Origin of the sequence: Curtobacterium sp. 179-B 9B NHS (assembly GCF_045370965.1) — a bacterium.
Lineage (GTDB): Bacteria > Actinomycetota > Actinomycetes > Actinomycetales > Microbacteriaceae > Curtobacterium.
Genome location: NZ_JBIQDQ010000006.1, coordinates 1 through 19,214, shown reverse-complemented (window position 1 = coordinate 19,214; position 19,214 = coordinate 1). Strand labels below are relative to the sequence as shown.

At 73.9% G+C, this 19,214-nt stretch carries 17 protein-coding genes; 13 read left to right on the top strand and 4 right to left on the bottom strand.

Going from position 1 to position 19,214, the window contains the following annotated elements:
• Nucleotides 1-14 precede the first annotated feature (14 nt).
• Nucleotides 15-566, top strand: coding sequence for an orotate phosphoribosyltransferase (gene pyrE, locus ACH0A8_RS07285; RefSeq protein WP_066652024.1), 552 nt, complete (start codon nt 15-17; stop codon nt 564-566).
• Nucleotides 563-2,980 (top strand): hypothetical protein, encoded by a 2,418-nt coding sequence (locus ACH0A8_RS07280; protein WP_406906896.1) that lies wholly within the window; start codon nt 563-565, stop codon nt 2,978-2,980. The genes pyrE and ACH0A8_RS07280 overlap by 4 nt, the downstream gene beginning before the upstream one ends.
• A 154-nt stretch (nt 2,981-3,134) precedes the next feature.
• Here ACH0A8_RS07280 and ACH0A8_RS07275 read toward each other — a convergent pair whose 3' ends face one another.
• Nucleotides 3,135-4,088: an aldo/keto reductase gene (locus tag ACH0A8_RS07275; RefSeq protein ID WP_406906895.1), complete on the bottom strand. Its 954-nt coding sequence runs from the start codon at nt 4,086-4,088 to the stop codon at nt 3,135-3,137.
• A gap of 91 nt (nt 4,089-4,179) precedes the next feature.
• Between ACH0A8_RS07275 and ACH0A8_RS07270 the strand changes: the two genes are divergently transcribed.
• Complete coding sequence (locus ACH0A8_RS07270) at nt 4,180-4,824, top strand: HEAT repeat domain-containing protein (protein ID WP_406906894.1); 645 nt, start codon at nt 4,180-4,182, stop codon at nt 4,822-4,824.
• Between the two features lie 349 nt (nt 4,825-5,173).
• Nucleotides 5,174-6,469 (top strand): sodium:proton exchanger, encoded by a 1,296-nt coding sequence (locus tag ACH0A8_RS07265; protein ID WP_406906893.1) that lies wholly within the window; start codon nt 5,174-5,176, stop codon nt 6,467-6,469.
• A gap of 595 nt (nt 6,470-7,064) precedes the next feature.
• Here the strand turns inward: ACH0A8_RS07265 and ACH0A8_RS07260 are convergent.
• On the bottom strand, nt 7,065-7,754 hold the full coding sequence (locus ACH0A8_RS07260) for a metal-dependent transcriptional regulator (RefSeq protein ID WP_406906892.1): 690 nt from the start codon (nt 7,752-7,754) through the stop codon (nt 7,065-7,067).
• 22 nt (nt 7,755-7,776) lie between these two features.
• On the opposite strand from ACH0A8_RS07260, the gene ACH0A8_RS07255 reads away from it, so the two are divergent.
• The 5 genes from ACH0A8_RS07255 to ACH0A8_RS07235 all read left to right on the top strand — a co-directional run bounded on the left by ACH0A8_RS07255 (nt 7,777) and on the right by ACH0A8_RS07235 (nt 14,049).
• Nucleotides 7,777-8,658, top strand: a complete 882-nt coding sequence (locus tag ACH0A8_RS07255; RefSeq protein ID WP_406906891.1) for a lysostaphin resistance A-like protein — start codon at nt 7,777-7,779, stop codon at nt 8,656-8,658.
• A 237-nt stretch (nt 8,659-8,895) separates the two neighbouring features.
• Nucleotides 8,896-10,671 carry a phosphatase PAP2 family protein gene (locus tag ACH0A8_RS07250; RefSeq protein ID WP_406906890.1) on the top strand — a complete coding sequence of 592 codons (1,776 nt, stop codon included), beginning with the start codon at nt 8,896-8,898 and terminating at the stop codon, nt 10,669-10,671.
• A 149-nt stretch (nt 10,672-10,820) separates the two neighbouring features.
• Complete coding sequence (locus tag ACH0A8_RS07245; RefSeq protein ID WP_406906889.1) at nt 10,821-11,696, top strand: L,D-transpeptidase; 876 nt, start codon at nt 10,821-10,823, stop codon at nt 11,694-11,696.
• Nucleotides 11,697-11,725: 29 nt separating this feature from the next.
• Nucleotides 11,726-12,622 carry a UbiA family prenyltransferase gene (locus ACH0A8_RS07240; RefSeq protein WP_406906888.1) on the top strand — a complete coding sequence of 299 codons (897 nt, stop codon included), beginning with the start codon at nt 11,726-11,728 and terminating at the stop codon, nt 12,620-12,622.
• Entirely contained in the window at nt 12,619-14,049 is a 1,431-nt protein-coding gene (locus tag ACH0A8_RS07235) for a phytoene desaturase family protein (RefSeq protein ID WP_406906886.1), read from the top strand. The genes ACH0A8_RS07240 and ACH0A8_RS07235 overlap by 4 nt, the downstream gene beginning before the upstream one ends.
• A 19-nt stretch (nt 14,050-14,068) precedes the next feature.
• Here ACH0A8_RS07235 and ACH0A8_RS07230 read toward each other — a convergent pair whose 3' ends face one another.
• Entirely contained in the window at nt 14,069-14,866 is a 798-nt protein-coding gene (locus ACH0A8_RS07230; protein ID WP_406906885.1) for an HAD-IIA family hydrolase, read from the bottom strand.
• Nucleotides 14,867-15,003: 137 nt separating this feature from the next.
• Between ACH0A8_RS07230 and ACH0A8_RS07225 the strand changes: the two genes are divergently transcribed.
• From ACH0A8_RS07225 to ACH0A8_RS07210, 4 genes are all read left to right on the top strand, one after another.
• The gene (locus tag ACH0A8_RS07225) at nt 15,004-15,750 is read left to right on the top strand and encodes a TetR/AcrR family transcriptional regulator (protein WP_066652046.1); all 747 of its coding nucleotides are present in this window, start codon (nt 15,004-15,006) and stop codon (nt 15,748-15,750) included.
• Nucleotides 15,747-16,613, top strand: a complete 867-nt coding sequence (locus ACH0A8_RS07220) for a hypothetical protein (protein WP_406906884.1) — start codon at nt 15,747-15,749, stop codon at nt 16,611-16,613. Before ACH0A8_RS07225 ends, ACH0A8_RS07220 begins: the two co-directional genes overlap by 4 nt.
• A gap of 58 nt (nt 16,614-16,671) precedes the next feature.
• A complete protein-coding gene (locus tag ACH0A8_RS07215) occupies nt 16,672-16,983 on the top strand; it encodes a DUF4190 domain-containing protein (RefSeq protein WP_406906883.1) in 312 nt (103 codons plus the stop codon).
• Between the two features lie 87 nt (nt 16,984-17,070).
• Nucleotides 17,071-17,742 carry a TrmH family RNA methyltransferase gene (locus ACH0A8_RS07210; RefSeq protein ID WP_406906960.1) on the top strand — a complete coding sequence of 224 codons (672 nt, stop codon included), beginning with the start codon at nt 17,071-17,073 and terminating at the stop codon, nt 17,740-17,742.
• Between the two features lie 157 nt (nt 17,743-17,899).
• Here the strand turns inward: ACH0A8_RS07210 and ACH0A8_RS07205 are convergent, their stop codons facing one another.
• A complete protein-coding gene (locus tag ACH0A8_RS07205; RefSeq protein WP_406906882.1) occupies nt 17,900-18,919 on the bottom strand; it encodes a LacI family DNA-binding transcriptional regulator in 1,020 nt (339 codons plus the stop codon).
• Nucleotides 18,920-19,214 lie beyond the last annotated feature (295 nt).

The following is a 19,214-nucleotide window of genomic DNA, read 5'->3' as shown; positions in this document are numbered from 1 at the left end:
TACCCTTGTGGGCTGTGACCGACACGCGCGACCAGCTGATCCAGCACATCTCCGCAGACGCGGTGTTCCACGGCGACTTCACGCTCACCAGCGGCAAGCAGGCGTCGTACTACATCGACCTGCGCAAGGTGAGCCTCGACCACCGGGTCGCTCCGCTCATCGGCCAGGTGATGACGGACCTGCTGCAGCAGGTGCCGGACGTCGACGCCGTCGGTGGCCTCACCATGGGCGCCGACCCGATCGCGAGTGCCGTGCTGCACCAGGCCGCGGCGCGCGGACTCTCCTACGACGCGTTCGTCGTGCGCAAGGAGCCGAAGGACCACGGCCGCGGCCGCCAGGTCGAGGGTCCGGACGTCCGCGGCAAGCGCGTCGTCGTGCTCGAGGACACCTCCACGACGGGCGGCTCGCCGCTCAAGGCTGCGGAGGCGCTCGAGCGCGAGGGCGCGATCATCGCCGCAGTGGCCGTCGTCGTCGACCGCGACACCGGCGCGAAGGAGCGGATCGAGGCGGCCGGCTACCCCTACTTCGCCGCGATCGGACTGGCCGACCTGGGGCTGAGCGCGTGACCGGGGAGCGTCCGGACGACGCGCGCGATCCCGACCGTCCGTCCGGCCCGACAGACGGGGCGGACGACCGGGAGGCCCTGCGCGCGTCCGGCTCGGACGCTCCGTTCCGCGGTCTCCGCAGTGCCGCCGACATCTTCGGTGCGCCGCGTGGTGCCGACGAGTGGCCCTCGCGCCGCGAGCGGCGCGAGGCGGAGCGGGCCGCTCGTGAGACCGGCGCGCCACTGCCGGAGCCGTTCGAGCCGGAGGCCGTCGATCCCGCACCGGTCGCGCCCGCACCGGTCGTGCCGGCGCCGCCCGTCGGCGACCGTGAGGCCGGGTCCGGGCCGGGGTCCGCGTCCGGGGCTGCGTCCGGATCCGAGTCCGACGAGGATGCCGGGGCGACCCAGGCGATCCACATGGGCGACGAGCTCCGCGAGCCGTCGGAGAACCCGCAGGCGACGGTCGAGCACGAGCGCGAGACGCTCGGGGACCGCATCCCGCCCGCTGCGCCGGTGCCGCCGACGAGCACGGTCTCGCACCCGTCCTCGATCTCGCTGCCGACCGCGATGCGCCACCGGGACGAGCGCGCTGCCGAGAACCGCGCCGTCGACGACGAGCGACGACGTGCCGACCCGTTCGGCCAGGGGCGCAGCGACGTCGACTGGCTCGGGCGGGTCACCGGGTCACAGCCGGGAACGCCCGCGCCGACGCCGACCGGGCCGGTCGCGCAGCCGCTCGGGGTCGAGAACGTCCTGCCGCCCGCGCCGGCACCCACGAACGAGCCGCCGAGCTTCACCGAGCTGCTGCGCCTGCAGGGAGCGGGTGACGCTGCCCCGGCCGGCGCGACGGAACGACCCTTCGACTGGGCGATCCGGGACGACGAGACCGGCGAGGTCCCGACGACGCTGACGACCGGCCGGTTCGACACCACGGCACTCGGGGCGCGGTCGTGGTCGCTCGCGGACGAGGCGGACGACGACGTGGTCGCGGGCGAGGTCGACACGCCTGCCGGTGGGCTCCCGAGCGGGCTGCTCGCGGCGCCGGTGCCGGCACCGCTGCCGGTACCCGCTCCGGTGCCGACGTCGGCCCCGGAGGATGCGAAGGACGACGACGTGGCACGGACGACGGCGCTGCCGTCGGTGCAGGACGACGACCGGGGCGACCGCGAACACCGCGACGACGATGCACGGACGACGGCGCTGCCGGCCGTGGGCGGTGTCGGACGTGACGACTCCGCTGCCGACGCGCCGATGCCCGTCGCTGCAGCGGCGACCCCCTGGTGGGCGGAGCCCGACGCCACCGTGCCGCCGACCGCGGCGCCGCCGCTGATCGAACCGGCGTCGTCGGACGCCACCGCTGCGTACCCGGCGCACCTCCCGCCGTCCGTCGGCCAGGACCTCCGGGGGCTGACCGGCGATCGCGACGCCCGCAGCGACCGCCGCGACGAGGACGACGTCCACGACGAGCGGTACGACGAACACCCCGTCGAGCGCCTGCCCGCCGCTGCACCGGACGACCTCGACCAGGACGAGTGGGACGGCCGCGAGACGAGCGACACGAGCGTCATCAAGGACCTGTTCGGCACGGCTGCGGTCGGGCAGCTCGGCGACACCGGGTACGACCCCGAGGACTCGGGGACGCGCATGATGCCCGCGGTCGCCGCTCCGGCCGGCGCTCCCCGTCGTGACGGGACGCCCGGTGCACGCGCAGCAACCCGTGGGACGGCTCCCGACCGCACGGCCTCGGGGAGCACGGCTCCCGGCGACGGCGGCGGACGGGACAACTTCATCAACGAGGGCTTCGGTCGGCTCGCGGGCGAGGGCAAGCGCGGCAAGCAGTTGCTCGTGATCGGCGCCGTCGTGCTCATCGTGGTGCTGCTCGTGGCGGTCTTCGGGCTCACCCGCTGGATCCTCGGGAACTCCATCAGCGAGGAGAGCGCTCCCGCGGCGAGCGCGTCCTCCGCCGCTGCGTCGGCCGCTCCCTCGGACGAGCCCTCGGCAGAGCAGTCCACCGAGGCCGCCGCGGCCCCCGCGCCGCCGTTGCAGTTCGCGACCACCCAGGCCGCCCCGGGTGAGCACGCCTGGAACGAGCTCGCCGGCGGTGAGTGCCTGTCGCCGTTCACCGACGCCTGGGCGCAGTCCTTCACGGTGGTCGACTGCACGGCAGCGCACGCCGGGCAGCTGACCGCCCGCATCCAGGTCGAGGCCGGAGCGTGGCCGGGGCCGGACGACCTGGCGGCGCAGGCGGCCCAGGTGTGCCAGACCGCCCAGGCAGTCGACACCGCGGCGGCGGCGCGGTACGGCGACGTGCAGGTGCAGGGCACCTACGCGCCCGACCAGGAGACCTGGGACCGCGGCAACACCTTCATCTCGTGCTTCGCGACGCGCTCGAGCGGCCAGCCGTTGACCGGCTCGCTCGCCCCGAGCGGCACCTGACCCGATCCCCTCTCCGCAAGACGCAACCTCGGCGGTTGCTCGCAGCGTTGTACCGCTGCGAGCAACCGCCGACGTTGCGTTTTGCGGGGCTAGCCGCGCCGCAGGGCCGCGGGCGCGGGGGCGCGGGGGCGCAGGGCGGGGTGGGCGGCGCCGGTCAGGACGCGGCGGGGACCCGCGCGGACGCCTCGTCCAGGGTGCGGAGCTCCTCGGCGCCCAGCTCGAGGTCCGCGGACGCCAGGAGCGCCGGCAGCTGCTCGGTGTTCCGCGCGCTCGCGATCGGTGCGACGACGTCCGGCTGGGCCTGCAGCCACGCGAGGGCGACCGATGCGATCTCGGCCTCGTGCGCCTCGGCGATGCGGGAGAGTGCGTCGACCACGGCCAGTCCCTCGTCCGAGAAGTAGCCCGACACCTGCCCCTCGCGGTCCTTGCCGGCGAAGTCGTCCTTCGTGCGGTACTTCCCGGTCAGGAACCCGGCGGCGAGGGCGAAGTAGGGCACGACGCCCAGGCCCTCGGACGCTGCGAGCGGGGCGATGTCCGACTCGTAGGGCTCACGGGTGACGAGGTTGTAGTGCGGCTGGATCGCGACGGGCAGCGCCAGCCCGTGCTCCTTCGCGATGCGGATCCACTCCTCGGCACGCGGACGCGAGTAGTTCGAGATCGCCGTGTACCGGACGAGGCCTTCCTGCACGAGCTGGTCGAACGCACGGACGGTCTCCTCGAGCGGGGTGTCCTGGTCGTCGAAGTGCGCGTAGTACAGGTCGATCCGGTCGGTGCCCAGCCGCTCGAGGCTCGCGCGGGCAGCCGCGGCGACGTTCGACGCCGACAGGCCGCTGTACTGCGGGTGCTGCGAGACCTTCGTCGCGACCACGACGTCGTCGCGCTTCCCGGACGCGCGGAGCCACGAGCCGATGACGCGCTCCGACTCGCCGCCCTCGTTGCCCGGCGCCCACGCGGAGTACACGTCCGCGGTGTCGACGAAGTCGCCGCCAGCCGAGGTGTACGCGTCGAGCACCCGGTGCGAGGTCTGCTCGTCGGCGGTCCAGCCGAAGACGTTGCCGCCGAGGGCGAGGGGGAACACGTGCAGGTCACTGGTTCCGATGCGGGGCATGGGGAGTCCTTCCGGTGCGGTACGGGTCCCGTCCACGCTATGCCCCGGCTCCGTGCACGTGACCAGCGGGTACCCGGTGTTGCATGAGGGGATGACCACCCTCGCCGACGACCTCACCGACCCCCGCTCGTCCGTCCGACTCCGTGCCGTGATGGCCGCCGGCACCGAGGCGAGGCCGTCCGACCTCGAGGTGCTCGTCGAACGCTGTGCCGTCGAGCCGGACCTGCAGGTGCGCGAGGCCCTGACCTGGGCGCTCGTCAGGCTGCCGGCGGAGACCGTCGTGCCCCGGCTGACGCACGAGCTGCACCGTCCGGAGGCGCAGGCGCGCTCGCAGGCGCTCCACACCCTGTCGAAGATCCGCGACGGGTCGGTGTACCCCGAGGTGGCCGACCGGCTCGGCGACGACGACCCCGGTGTGCGTCGGACGGCCTGGCGCGCGGCCGTCCTGCTCGCTCCGGCCGAGGAGGGTCCCGCCCTCGCCCGACGCCTCGCCCGCGAACTCGGTCAGGGTGACCGGGAGACCCGACTCGCGCTGAGCCGTGCGCTGGTCTCGCTCGGCGAGGACGTCGTCGCCCCCGTCCTGGCAGACGCGTCCGAACGTCGCGGCGAGGCCGTGCGCGCGCACGTCGACGAGACCGAACGACTGCTCGCCGACCCGGACGCCGGATCGGCGCTCGCGCTCGAACGCGCCCGTCGCGAGATGGCGCTCGGACGCGGCAAACGCGCCTCCGGGTGACCACCTGACGGACGGGAGGCCCGTGGCTGCGCCGCCACGGGCCTCCCGTCCGACGCGCGGTGCGCCACGAGCGCGTCCCGCCGTTCCGGGGCGGGCCGCGGAAGACCCGGATTCGGGTCGACGAACAGGCCCGATCGGCTTGCGCGCGCGGATGGGAGCGCGCCAAGGTGGACGGCGAAGGGGAGTAGCTCCCAGCGCGTGCATCGACACACTGGCCATCACGACGATCGGCCCGGTGCACCACCTGCCGGTCCCACCCGGCGGGCGAGCGAGACCTTCGGCCGTTCTGCCGTGCCGAAGCGCTCCCCACCCCTGCGCGATCGGTGCGGCCCGACCAAGGGACCATCCCGTGATCGACACCTCACCCGTCCGCGTCGTCGATGCCGACGCACCACCCGCCCGCATGGGCCGCAGCGCCTGGGGGCGCATCGCGATCTGCATCGTGATCGCCCTGCCCGCCGTGGTCTTCCGCGTCACGGGCTCCGCCCCGAACCCCGTCGTCGACCTGCTGGTCTTCGGCGGTGCGGTGGTCGCCGCCTCGTTCCTGCTCGCCTGGGCCGCCGAGGCCGCGCAGAAGGACATCTCCGGCGCCCTCGCCATCGCGATCCTCGCGCTGATCGCCGTGCTGCCCGAGTACGCCGTCGACCTGTACTACGCGTTCCGCTCCGGGTACGACCCGTCGTACGAGCAGTTCGCCGCCGCGAACATGACCGGCTCGAACCGGCTGCTGCTCGGGTTCGGCTGGCCCCTCGTCGTGGTGATCTCGCTGCTCGTCGCCCGCCGGTACGTCCGCGCCGGCACCCTGCCCCGGTCGGCGACGAAGGTGCTGCAGCTGGAGCAGTCCTCACGGCTGGACATCGGCTTCCTGGCGCTCCTGGCGGTCGTCGCGTTCCTCATCCCGCTGATGGGCTCGATCCCGCTCTGGTTCGGGTTCGTGCTGCTCGCCGCCTTCGTCGCGTACCTGTGGCGGGCATCGCAGGCGCCGGACGACGGCGGCGACGAGGAGATGGTCGGCATGGCGGGGAACATCGCCTCGATGCCGCAGCGTGCGCGCCGCTGGACGATCGTCGCGCTGTTCGTCGTGGCGGCCGCCGTCATCCTGTCGTCGGCGGAGCCGTTCGCGGACGCGCTCGTCGAGTCGGGGAGCGCGCTCGGCATCGACAGCTACTTCCTCGTGCAGTGGCTCGCGCCGCTCGCCACCGAGGCGCCCGAGTTCATCGTCGCAGCGCTCTTCGCCCTGCGGGGGATGGGCGGCGCGGCGATCGGGACGCTCATCGCGTCGAAGGTCAACCAGTGGTCGCTGCTCGTCGGGTCGCTGCCGATCGCCCACGTGCTCGGTGGCGGGACGACGGGCGGGCTGCCGCTCGACGGTCGGCAGGTCGAGGAGTTCGTGCTCACCGCGTCGCAGACCGTGCTGGGCGTGGCGATCATCATCGCGCTGCGCTTCCACCGGTGGTCGGCGATCGCGCTCGTGGCGCTGTTCGCGGTGCAGTTCGTGGTGACGGACACGAGCGGGCGGTGGGTGCTGAGCGGGGTGCACGTGGTCGCGGCGCTCGTGGTGCTGTGGATCAACCGGAAGGACATCGTGCCGACGTTGCGGGCGCCGTTCCGGCGGGCCGGCGCCGCCGGCGCTCCGGCCGCGTAGGCGGCGGCGCGGTTCCGCCCGCGGCCGCGGCCGCGGCGGCGGCTGCTGCGGCTGCGGTCGGTTCCGGTCGTACGACCTGCCGCCGACGGCCGTTCCGGTCGCAGGACGTGCCGTCGGCGATCGTTCAGGTCGCAGGACGTGCCGTCGGCGGCGGAGGTGAGCGGCATGTCGTGCGACGGGAATCGTGGGACGGGAGGCTCGGGGCGAGCTGGCACCGGGCCTCCCGTCCGATGGGCGCGCCGGCGGTTCCGGTCGCACGACCTGCCGTCGGCGGCGGTTCCGGTCGCACGACGTGCCGTCGGCGGCGGTTCCGGTCGCATGACGTGCCGCCGGCGGCCGTTCCGGTCGCACGACGTGCCGTCGGCGGCGGAGGTGAGCGGCATGTCGTGCGACGGGAATCGTGGGACGGGAGGCTCGCGGCGGGCTGGCATCGGGCCTCCCGTCCGTTCGTGGGCACCAGCCGCATCGAACGGGCAGGACGTGCCGCGCGCGTCCCGTCGGGCGGGCAGGATCCGTCGGCAGGAGCCGCCGAGTGTGACAGGAAGTGCCCGCTCGGCGAGCGGGCGGCGGGCGGCCGCGGCCCCGGCCGCTGGCGTCAGTCGGCGTCGGGGGCGAGCCAGATGGCCGAGGCGGCGGCGGCCGGCAGGTCGACGAGGGACTCCTCGCCGTCGGGAGCCCGCCGGCTGACGGCGATCACCCCCGCGTAGTCGCGGACCCGCTCGACGCGCAGGTGCGTGCCCAGTGCGACCCCGAGCTCGTCGAAGTACCGGAGCAGGGCCGGGTCGTCGTCGGACACCCGGTCCACGACCCCGCAGGCTCCGGGTTCGACCGAGCCGAGCAGCGTGCCCGCCGACGACGGGATCGAGCCGTCCGTCGCCGGGATCGGGTCACCGTGCGGGTCGTGCGTCGGGTGGCCGAGGTCGGCGTCGACCCGCTCGAGGAACGTCTCGGACACCGCGTGCTCGAGCGCCTCGGCCTCGGTGTGGACCTCGTCCCACGAGTAGCCGAGCCGCTGCACCAGGTACGTCTCGATGAGCCGGTGGCGACGGACCATCGCCACGGCGACCTGCTGCCCGAGCGGGGTGAGCACGACGCCGTAGTAGGGGGTGTGCTCGATGAGGCCGTCGCGGTCGAGCTTGCGGAGGTTCCCCGACACCGTCGACGCCGAGACCCCGAGGGCCGCCGCGATGTCCCGCGTCGCGAGCCCCTCGCCGCCGCGCTCGGTCGACTTCCACACGAGCTTCACGTAGTCCTCCGCCATGACGGACAGGGAGGGCAGGCGCATGCGTCAATGGTACAAACGGCGGGTGACCACCACCGCACCCGTCCGACGCCGTCGCTGGCCGGTGCCCCCGTCGCTCCTGCTCGGCCTCGCGCCGCTCGTCGCCTTCGCGGCCGTCAGTGCCTGGCGCTCGCGGCCGAGCGACGACTACAGCACGTTCGGGCAGACCGTCGAGGGCGTCCTCGGGGCACTCGTGGTGCCGGAGGGCATCGCGGTGCTCGGGCTCTGCGTCTACGTCACCGCGCTGGGCTGGTGGCCCATCGCGACCGCCGACCGTCGTCGGACGGCACTCCGGTGGACGCTCACGGCCCCGGCGTTGATCGCAGCCGTGTGCGTCGCCCGGCTCCCGCTCGTCGAGTGGGGCGCCCAGCCGGTGCGGTACTTCCTGCTGCTCGCCGTCGGGGTCCTCTTCGTGGGGGTGTTCGAGGAGCTGCTCACCCGCGGCGTGCTGCTCGTCGGGCTCCGGCGGCGGCTGCCCGAGTTCGGCGTGTGGATCGCGTCGTGCGTGCTGTTCGGGCTGCTGCACTTCCTCAACGTCCTCGCCGGCGCGGAGGTCGGAGCGACCGTCGTGCAGGTCGTCTTCGCGGCGTCGTTCGGCTCGACGCTCTACCTCGCCCGCCGGCTCACCGGGAACCTGCTCGCGCCCGTGCTGCTGCACGCCTTCTGGGACTTCGGGTCGATCGCGGTGTCGGCCACCGTGCCGACGCAGGACCTCGTGCGGATGGTGCCCGTCGGGCTCCTCGGACTGTTCGCGTTCGCGGTGCTCGCCCTCGGGGTGGTCGCCGGCGGCCTGGTCGCATGGCGGGACGACCGGGGCCGCCGCCTGCTGCGCCGGTGGCGGTCGGTGCCGCCCGTGGGGGCGCCCGCGGTGCAGGGGGACGAGCCGCGCCTCCCGTCCGCCGTCTGACCCGACCGCCCGCGCTCAGGTACCGGGCCCGGCGGGTGCCGCCGGACCGACTCGTCCACGAGGGCGACGGGCTGCGAATGCGCACAGCCTGCGGCCCGGTTCACCCCCGGGTGGGGGACCGTTCGCCGTCCGGCAACCACCCGTCCCTAGGTTCGCCCTGTTTCCACACCGGTACAACAGGAAGGGGCGTCGCCCCCGGGCGACCACCACCACATGCGCAGATCCACCGTCCGCGGCGTGACCGTCGCCACCGTCGCGACCGCACTCGTGCTCGGGTCGCCGCTCGCCGCGCAGGCTGCGACGTACCCGAGCGACTCCACCGAGCCCGACCTGGTGTCGCTGCTCAGCAGGTACGACCAGTACTGGACGTCGAGCGGGAAGAACGACCTGCACGGCACCGTGGACGACCCGGTGACGCTGGCCAAGAACGACCAGCTGACGTCGTGGATCAACCAGCACGCAACGACGGCGCAACAGTTCCGGGCGCTGCAGGACGCCGAGTACGACAACGCGACGAACACCGCCTACGACCAGTCCTTCACCGTGTCGCAGGGGCTCGGCGAGACGCTGAGCAAGCTGTTCGTGCAGGGGCGCAAGGACGGCGACCTGCCGCTCGTCGACGCGCTCGTCAACTCGTCGAACGGAACGAGCGGCGCCTACGTCGGCACCGGCGACGCGAAGGCCCACTACAGCTACCCGCGGCCGTACCTGCCGACCGACACCGCGGCGACGCTGCCCGCCGGTGACGACACGGCCAGCTGCAACCCGGCGACCGTGAACGCGTCGTCGCTCGCCGCGAACCGCACCGGCACGGCCTGGGCGGACGCGAAGGGCAACCTCACGATCACACGGGTGCCGGCCACGACCGACACCACGCACGAGTTCTCGCCGAACGACGTCGTGCTCGACGCCGGCTACGGCCAGAAGGGCATCTGCACCGGCGGCTCGTACCCGTCCGGGCACACCACCACGGCGTACCAGGCGGGCATCACCCTCGCCACGCTCGTGCCCGAACTCGCGCCGGAGATCCTCGCCCGCACGTCCGAGGCCGGCAACGACCGCATCGTCCTCGGCGTCCACTACCCGCTCGACATCATGGGCGGACGCATCGACGGCGAGGCCGCCCTCGCCGCCCGCTGGTCCGACACGCAGTACCGCACCGAGGTCCTCGAGCCGGCCCGCGCCGAGCTCACGGCGTACCTCGAGGCGACGTGCGGCGACACCCTCGCGAACTGCATCGCCGCGGAGCGGCCCTACACCGACGACCCCTACGGCGGCCAGGCGATGCCCGGCGGCACCGCGCAGGTCGTCACCGACCGGGCCTCGGCCGTGCAGGTCTACCGCGAGCGCATGACCTACGGCTTCGCGCAGACCGGCACCGCGGGTCTCGCCCCGTCGGTCCCCACCGGCGCGTCGAACCTGCTCCTGTCGACCTTCCCGACCCTGACCGACGCGCAGCGCACGCAGGTGCTCGCGCAGACCGAGATCGCCTCGGGTCACCCCCTCGACCAGTCCGGCTCCGCGAACGGCTCGTGGGAGCGGCTCGACCTCGCGGCCGCGACGAGCGCGACCGTCGCCGTCGGCGCGGACGGCACCGCGACGGTCGTCTCGACCGGTGGGCAGGCCCGCGTCGTCTCCGGCGTGCTGACCGCCCCCGAGGGCACCTCCGTGCAGGCCGGGAAGACGATCGCCCTCGCCGGCACCGGACTCCCCGCCGGCGCCACCCTGCAGGTCGTCCTGCGGTCCGACCCGGTCACGGTCGGCACGCTCACGGTCGGTCCGGACGGCACCGCGACCGGCTCGGTCGTGATCCCCGCGGACGCTCCGGTCGGCGCGCACACGCTCGACCTCGCCGACTCGTCGGGCGCCTCGGTGCTCGTGACGCCGCTCGCGATCACCGTGACCGCGGCGTCGAACGCGGGCGGCTCGACCGGCGGCGCGGGCACGGCGGGCGGCACCGGCGCCACCGGGACCGTCCCCGACGGCGTGCACCTGCCGGTCGTCAGCGGCTGACCCACCGGACGGGAGGCGCGGGACCGGCCCGTCACGTGCCTCCCGTCCGCACCCACCCGACGGGAGGCGCGGGACCGGCCCGCCCCGCGCCTCCCGTCCGCCGCCCCTGACCGCTCCCCCCCCCCCCCCTCGCACCACCGGAGTCCCCCGTGCCGTACCCCAAGACCTGGACCACCGTCGGCATCGCCGCCGTCGTGGTCGCCGCCGCCGCGATCGCCGTCCCGGTGCTGACCGGCGCGACCGGCGGCGACGCCGTCCCCGCCGCGGCGGACCGCACCCCCACGGCCACGGCGCGCACGGTACCGAGCGTCCCCGACGTCGCCGCAGCGGCGCTCGCCGCGCTGCCCGAAGCGCGCTACTCGGCCGTGGTCGACGGCCTGCTGCCCGTCGACCGGACGGTGTCGTCCGCCGAGGTCTTCCACCTCCGCACCGACGCACCGCTCTTCGGGTCCGATCGGCAGCACCCTGTCGCGCGCTTCGCGGCCACCGACTTCCTCGGCCAGCCCACGACGGTCGTGGGACTGCGGCACGAGGGGGACTGGGAGCTCGTCCTCACGCCGGCGCGTCGGGAGCTGCCCTCGGCGGCCGACGGACACGCGGCCGCGCAGACGGCCGCGTGGGTGCCGCGGACGGCACTCGTGCAGCAGGTGACACCGACGTCGCACGTGGTCATCTCGACGGCCGACCAGACCGTGTCCATCGAGTCCTCGTCCGGACGGGTCACCCGGAGCTTCCCCGCGGGGGTGGGCACCTCCGACACCCCGACGCCGACCGGCGTGACGGGGTACCTGGAGCAGCGGTACGTCGACCCCTCGCAAGGGACGGGCGACCACGCGATCCAGCTGACGTCGCTGCACTCGAGCGCAGCCGACGAACCGTACGGCGGGTCGGACGGCGGGCTCATCGGCCTGCACTGGAACGCGGCGGCCTCGGGGGCGGTGTCCCACGGGTGCGTGCGACTCTCCGCGGAGGGGGTCGCGGCGCTCGACGCCCTGCCGCTCGGGACGCTCGTGACGGTGGAGTAGCACGGGCACCGCCGGGTACGCTCGGGCCGGTGACCGACGGGACCGGACAGTTGCCCAGGACCCTGCGGTCCGGGGCCGGTGCGACCGTGCGCCGACTGGTGCACGTCTCGCGTCCGGTCCTGTGGATCAACACGATCGGCTCGGGGCTGGTCGCCGTGTGGCTCACCGGAGCGCTGTTCGACCTTCGGGCGCTGCCGATCCTGATCTGGCTGACGCTGCCGTTCAACCTGCTCATCTACGGCGTCAACGACGTCTTCGACCAGGACACCGATGCGACGAACCCGCGCAAGGGGTCCATCGAGGGTGCCAGGATCCGGCAGTCCGAGGTCCGACTCATCGTCTGGGCGGTCGCCGTGGTCAACGTGCCGTTCCTCGTCGCGTTCCTGCTGACGCTGCCGCCGCTCGCGAACGCCGCGATCCTGCTCTACGCGGTCGTCTTCGTCTGCTACTCCGCGCCACCGCTGCGCTTCAAGGCCCGGCCGTACCTCGACTCGCTGAGCAACACGGCGTACGCGCTGCCGCTGGTCATCGTGCCGTTCGCCCTCGAGGAGGAGCCGACGTGGCCCGCCGCGCTGGGACTGATGGCCTGGAGCGTCGCCAAGCACGCCTTCGACGCCGTGCAGGACATCGTCGAGGACCGTGACGCGGGCATCACCACGACCGCGGTCCGGCTCGGACCCCGGGGGACCGCGCTGTGGAGCGGCGCCTGGTGGGTGGTGTCGACGGTGTTGTTCGCGGTGGTGAGCATCCCGGTGGCCGCCGTCAACCTGCTCATCGCCGGCATCCTCGTCGTGTGCCTGCTGCGCGCCCCGTCGCCGGAGACCGGTCACCGCCTGTACCGCCTGTCGGTCGCCTTCCCGTACATCGCGGGGTCCTTCGCCGGGGTGCTGCTCCTGGTGTCCATCGTGCTCGGAGGTGCCCGGTGAGTCGTGTCGTCGTCGTCGGAGGCGGGATCGGTGGGCTCACCGCCGCCGCCCTGCTCGCCCGTGCCGGGCACCGTGTGACCCTGCTCGAGGCGTCGGACCGGCTCGGGGGCAAGAGCCGTCGCATCCAGCTCGGGGCGGACCGGATCGACACCGGGCCGTCGCTCGTCACCTTCCCGGCGGTGTGGGACGAGCTGCTGCGGCGACTCGGCGGACGTTCCGGCGAGGACGGGCACCTCGACCTCGTGCGCATGCCCGAGGTCGGCCGGTACTTCCACCGGGGCGAGGAGACCGCGCTGCCGGTCGCGCCCGACCACCCCTGGTACCCGGCGTGGCGACGCTTCGCCGACCTGCACGCGCCGCTCGCCGACGACGTCACGCGGCTCCTGCTCGCCGACCCGCTCGACCGCTCGGCCCTGCCGGCCGTCCGTCGCCTGCTCTCCGTGTACGGCTCGCGGCTCACGACGCGTGCGTACCTCGACGGCCTGGCGTGGCTGCCGGACGGGCTGCGCGAGATCATCGCGATCCACACCCTCAACGCCGGGGTCTCACCCGCACGCACCCCTGCGCTCTACGCGAGCATGCCGGCGATCATGGCGGAGACCGGCGCGTGGGTGCCCCGCGGCGGCGTCTACGAGGTCGTGCTCGCGCTGCAGCGACTCGCCGAGGCCGCCGGCGTCGAGGTCCGCACCGGCGAGGCCGTCACCCGCATCGCGCGCGGTGGCGTCACCACCGAGGCCGCGCACCACCCCGCCGACCTGGTCGTCAGCGCCCTCGACGCCGACCGGCTCGCCGCGCTGACCGGACCGGCCGGTCCGTCCGCGACGTCCGTGCTGCCACGCCCGCGCTCCCGCCCCCGGGCCCTGTCCTGCTCCGCCGTCGCGCTCTACGGCGTGCTGCGCGAGGAGCTGCCCGAGGGCCTCGCGACGCACAGCGTGGTGCTGCCGACGAAGCCGGACGCACTGCACCGGAGCCTCGAGGCGGGCGACGAACCGGCGGACACGATGGTGTTCGTCAACCACTACCGCGCCGGCGAGCTCTCCCCGAACCCGCACGGCACCGTGGGCGTGCTGCTGACCGCACCCGCGGACGGGGCGCACTACGAGATCGACCACCCCTTCGTGCGGCGGGAGGTCGACCGGGTGTCGGCAGCGCTGGGCCTCGACCGACCGATCACCGACCTGCTCGAGAACCACGTGGTCCTCGACCCGCAGTACTACGGCACCGGCGGCGAACCGCACGGGGCGCTCTACGGGGCGGCCCGTCCGCCGTGGCAGAGCGGGCCGTTCCACCGCCCCTCGTACAACGACCGCTGGCGGCCCTGGCTGTGGCGGGTGGGGGCGTCAGTGCACCCCGGCGGCGGGATCCCGGCGGTCGTGGGCGGCGCGATGATCGCGACGGAGCGACTGCTCCGGGCGAACCCGGTCTGAGCACGCGTTCACGCCCTCGCTAGAGCTCGACCTCGATCGGCTCCGCGCGGACGAGCTCGTGCACGCCGGCGATGACCTCGCTCGGGCGGAACGGGTACCGGTCGATCTCGGCCTGGTCGCTGATGCCGGTCATCACCAGGACGGTGTGGAGCCCGGCCTCGATGCCCGCCTGCACGTCGGTGTCCATGCGGTCGCCGATCATGCCCGTGTTCTCGGAGTGGGCCCCGATCCGGTTCATCGCCGAGCGGAACATCATCGGGTTCGGCTTGCCGACGACGTACGGCTGCTTCCCGGTGGCCTTCTCGATCATCGCGGCGATGGCCCCGGTCGCCGGCAGGACCCCCTCGGCACTGGGCCCGGTGGCGTCGGGGTTCGTCACGATGAACCGGGCACCGTCGCGGATGAGCCGGACGGCCTTGGTGATCGCCTCGAACGAGTAGTTGCGGGTCTCGCCGACGACGACGTAGGCGGGCGCGGTCTCGGTCATGATGAAGCCGGCCTCGTGCAGCGCCGTCGTCATCCCGGCCTCGCCGATCACGAACGCGGAGCCCCCGGGCATCTGCGAGCGGCAGAAGTCCGCCGTGGCGAGCGCCGACGTCCAGATGCGCTCCTCGGGGACCTCGAGCCCCGACCACCGCAGCCGGGCGCTGAGGTCACGCGGCGTGAAGATCGAGTTGTTCGTCAGGACGAGGAACTCGGTCCCTTCGTCCAGCCACTGCTGGATGAGCTCGGGAGCGCCCGGCAGGGCCTGGTTCTCGTGGACGAGCACGCCGTCCATGTCGGTCAGCCAGCACTCGACTTCGTCGCGGGTCGCCATGGGCCCAGCGTACTGGGGCCGCCGCTCGCCGGACCCGGTGGTCACCCGGCTGTGAGGACTGGCCGACCGGACACCGACCGGCGTTCGGCTTTGGGCTACGATTTTCGGGACACGTACCGGATCAAGGAGGCCTCCCCGTGCTCGTCGACCCCGGCAGCCCCACCGCCCAGCCGCGCACCACGACCGACGGCCGTACCGGCGCGGGAGCGGCCGACGCCCCCACCGGGACGACGCCGGCGGCCGACACCGCCGCCGCACCCCGCCGCCGCCGTGGTCGCCCCAACGTCCTGAGCCGACAGCAGGTGGTCGACGCCGCCACCGCCATCGCCAACGAGGAGGGCCTCGACCGCCTCTCCTTCCGCGCCCTCGGCGCGAAGCTCGGCGTCGCACCGATGACCGTGCACCGGACGATCGGCGGCCTCGACGACCTGCACGCCGAGCTCGTCCGTCGTACCGTCGACGAGTTCACGGCCACCTTCGTCTGGCCGGACGACTGGCGTTCGGTCGTCCACGTCTTCGCCTGCACCTTCCGCGACCTCATGCGCACCCACCCCCTCGTGCTCGAGTCGCACAGCCAGCGCGCCCCGCTCGCCTCCACCGAGTCCGACGCCGTCGTGGCGAAGGTCGTCGGGGCGCTGCAGCAGGCGGGTCTGCCCGAACGAGAAGCCATGTACGCGTTCTTCGTGGTCTACGACTTCGTCGTCGGGCACGCCGGCGTGCAGGTCGGCCGCGGCGACTCCGAGGCCGGGCGCCCCGAGCGGCACCGCGTGGTCGGGGAGATCCTCGGCGAGCACTCGTACGACGACCGCTTCGCCCTGGGCCTCGAGATCATCACCGCCGGCATCGAGGCCCGCGTCCGCACGCACGGCACCACCGCGTCGTGAGCACGGTCGACCCGCAGCAGGCACACCGCGAACGCGAGGCCCGGTACCGCGGCTCGACCCCTGCCCTGACGATGACCGTCGTCGGTGCACTGCTGGTCGTCGCCGCGGGGGCGGTCGGTGGACTCGCGGTGTCGGACTTCGTCCTGCGCTTCCGGATGATGACGGTCAACAGCATCTTCTCCGACAGCCCCGACCCGGAGACGCACCTGTGGGCGGCCCCGAGCGCGGTCGTCGGCACCCTGGTGGCCGTCGGCGTGTACACGCGGTGGAACCACCGGTGGTCCGGGCGCACCACCGACCTGGTCGGGCTCGGGCCGCTGCCGCTCTGGCTCGTCGGTGCCACCGCGTGCACCTGGTGGGCCACGACCACGCAGTGGCCCGCCCCGGACCGCGTCGGCGTGGCCGTGGACCCGACGTTCGGACACGACGAGACGTGGGGCGTCGGCAGCTGGATCCTGTACACCGCCGTGTGGTGGCTGCCGGGGCTCCTCACCGTCGTGACCGTCCTCGCGCTCGTGGCCGGCGGTGCCACGCGGATCGGCCGTGGGAACCGGCGCGCCCGGCTCACGGACGTGCTGGCGAACGGCCGCCGCACCACGGGCGAGGTCACCGCGATCAGCGGTGGCACGACCCCGGACGCGTCGCGCACGCTGCTGCGGTGGACCTTCTCGTTCGTGGACCTGCACGGCGTCCGGCGCTGGGTCGAGCGGACCGAGGGCTTCACCCACGGCACCGCTCCGGTGCTCGGTGGGACGGTGACCGTGCTCCACGACCCGGCCCGCCCCGGCGACCGGAAGCGCATCTTCACGACGACCGGCAGCGGTGACGACCCCGAGGACTTCCTGCGCCCCGGCACGACCTGAGGCCGGACGAAGATTGGCACTTCTCCACGAAAACGCGGCGCTCCTAGGCTCGTCAGCCGTGTCAGAACAGAACGACCAGCCCCAGCAGCACCCGTACCAGCCGTACGCAACGGCGCCGGCCGCCCCGCAGCGCACGAACACCCTCGCGATCATCGCGCTCGTGGCGGCGTTCGTCGCGCCGATCGTTGGGTTCGTCCTCGGCTTCGTCGCGATGTCCCAGGCGAAGAAGCGTGACGAGGGCGGCCGTGGCCTGGCGCTCGCCGCGGTGATCGTCGGTGGAGTGATCACGGTCTTCTACGCCGTGCTCTTCATCGCGCTCGTCGCGGTCGCGATGTCCGAGCCGTCGGTCACGTACCCGACGTCGTACTGACCGTCGGCTGACGGCGGTCGCCGGACGGGAGGCGCGGGGCACGCGCCCTACGCTGGTCACGTGACCGAGCGCCTCCCGTCCGACCCCGTGGTCCCGTCGACGGGACCGGCGCAGCCGGACGGTCCCACGCTGCCACCGACCCACGAGGCCACGACGAACGGCGTCGGGCCGCACCCCGAGCCCTGGCCGGACGACCCCCGGCTCGACCCGGAGCTGCTCGCCGCCGGGGACACCCGCAACGTCGTCGACCGCTTCCGGTACTGGTCGATGGACGCCATCGTCGCCGAGCTCGACACCCGCAGACACGCCTTCGACGTCGCGATCGAGAACTGGCAGCACGACCTCAACATCGGGTCGATCGTGCGGAGTGCGAACGCGTTCCTCGCCGGCACCGTGCACGTCATCGGTCGGCGGCGCTGGAACAAGCGCGGGGCGATGGTGACCGACCGGTACCAGCACGTGCGGTACCACCCGGACGTCGCGGCGTTCCTGGCCGCGATGCGCGAGGAGGGACGACCGGTCGTCGCGATCGACAACACCCCGGGCGCCGAGCGCATCGAGACCGCGGCGATCCCGGAGCGCTGCGTGTTCCTGTTCGGGCAGGAGGGACCCGGGCTCACCGACGAGGCCGTCGCGGGTGCGGACGCCCACCTCGAGATCACGCAGTTCGGGTCGACGCGGAGCATCAACGCCTCGGCCGCGGCGGCGATCGTCATGCACGCCTGGGTCGTCCAGCACGCGGTCCTGCCGACGGATTGACGCGCTCGCCGCCGGGCCGCGGGGCCGCCGGGCCGCCGGGGCCGCCGGGCTGCGCACGAGACTCGGCTCCGCGGACATGTTCGCGGCGCCGGGGCCGCGAACGTGTCCGCTCAGACGAGTCTCGTGCGCGCGGGCGGCGCGGGCGGGCTTGCTCGCGTCAGCGCGGAGCGGTCGTGCGGCGGGCGACGAGCCGGGGCTCGACCAGGGTCTCCTGCGCCGGAGCGGTCGGGTCGGCGATCCGGGCGAGCAGGCGCTCCCCGGCGCCACGGCCGATCTCCACGCTGCGGTCGTCGATGCTCGTCAGGCCGACGTAGGACGACGCCGCGAGCGGGGTGTCGTCGTAGCCCATCACCGACACGTCCTCGGGGACGCGCAAGCCCCGGGCGGCGAGCCCCGACATCGCACCGAGCGCCATGACGTCGTTCGCGGCGAACACCGCGGTGACGTCGGGGTGGGCGTCGAGCAGGTGCCCGACGGCCTCGGCGCCGGCCTCCTCGGTGGGTTCCACGGGCATGACGTGGGTGGCGAGCGAGGCGGGCGACGTGGCGGAGGTGATCCGCGCTTCCAGGCCGGTGAGCCGTTCGGCGGACGCAGCCGAGCGCCCGCCGACGAAGCCGATGCGCGTGTGGCCGAGCGCGAGCAGGTGCTCGGCGGCCATCCGGCCACCGGCGCGGTCGTCGTTCGCGACGGTGTCGGCGCGGGGGAGCACCGCACGACCGCCGGCGACGACGACGGGCATGCTCGCCGGGATCGCGAGGTCGGTGTCGGGCTCGCCGGCGATGACGATGCCCTCGACGCGCATGGACAGGAAGCCCTCGACGGGTGAGGCGTCGAGCCCGGTGTTGAGGAAGCGGTCGGCGACGACGAGGCGGTGCCCCTGGTCCTGCAGCGCCTCCCGCAGGCCGGTGAGCAGGTCGACGAACCACTGGTTGCGGAAGTCGTCGAGGACGACGCCGATCGTGCGGCTGCGGGTGCCGGCGAGGGACACGGCCGCGGTGCTCGGGCGGTAGTCGAGTTCCTGGATGGCCCGCAGGACGGCCTCGCGGCGCTGGTCGCTGACCTTCGGGGAGCGCTGGAGCACGAGCGAGACGAGGGACTTCGAGACCCCTGCGCGGGCGGCGACGTCGTAGATGGTCGCCGGTTTGCCGTCTGCGGTGGCGGACCTGCCGTCTCCCATGATCTCCCTCGACCCGTCGTGGTGTCCCTCGATCGTAGCGGCCCCGACTCGAGCGGTTGTCAGGACATGGTGCGCCGACCGAGGGTGGGGTGGGGTGCGGTGGGTGGGGCGGGCGCGGGGTGTCCGACGTGCTCGCCGGGCAGAGGTGGCGCGGAGGCGGCGCGTGGTGCCGGGTGCTCGCGCACCACCGGAAGCACGTCGCGCCACGGAACCGCGTGGCGCGACGTGCTTCTCGTTGTGCTGACGGCCGAGCCGCCCCGAGCGCCGAGCGCCGCCCGCGCCGCCCCAGTCTCTT

What these genes read in the sequence shown, in the direction of transcription:
- ACH0A8_RS07260 (WP_406906892.1), bottom strand. Translation starts at nt 7,754, where the DNA reads ATGCGCCTGCCCTCCCTGTCCGTCATGGCGGAGGACTACGTGAAGCTC.
- ACH0A8_RS07270 (WP_406906894.1), top strand. Translation starts at nt 4,180, where the DNA reads ATGACCACCCTCGCCGACGACCTCACCGACCCCCGCTCGTCCGTCCGA.
- ACH0A8_RS07230 (WP_406906885.1), bottom strand. Translation starts at nt 14,866, where the DNA reads ATGGCGACCCGCGACGAAGTCGAGTGCTGGCTGACCGACATGGACGGC.
- ACH0A8_RS07275 (WP_406906895.1), bottom strand. Translation starts at nt 4,088, where the DNA reads ATGCCCCGCATCGGAACCAGTGACCTGCACGTGTTCCCCCTCGCCCTC.
- ACH0A8_RS07205 (WP_406906882.1), bottom strand. Translation starts at nt 18,919, where the DNA reads ATGGGAGACGGCAGGTCCGCCACCGCAGACGGCAAACCGGCGACCATC.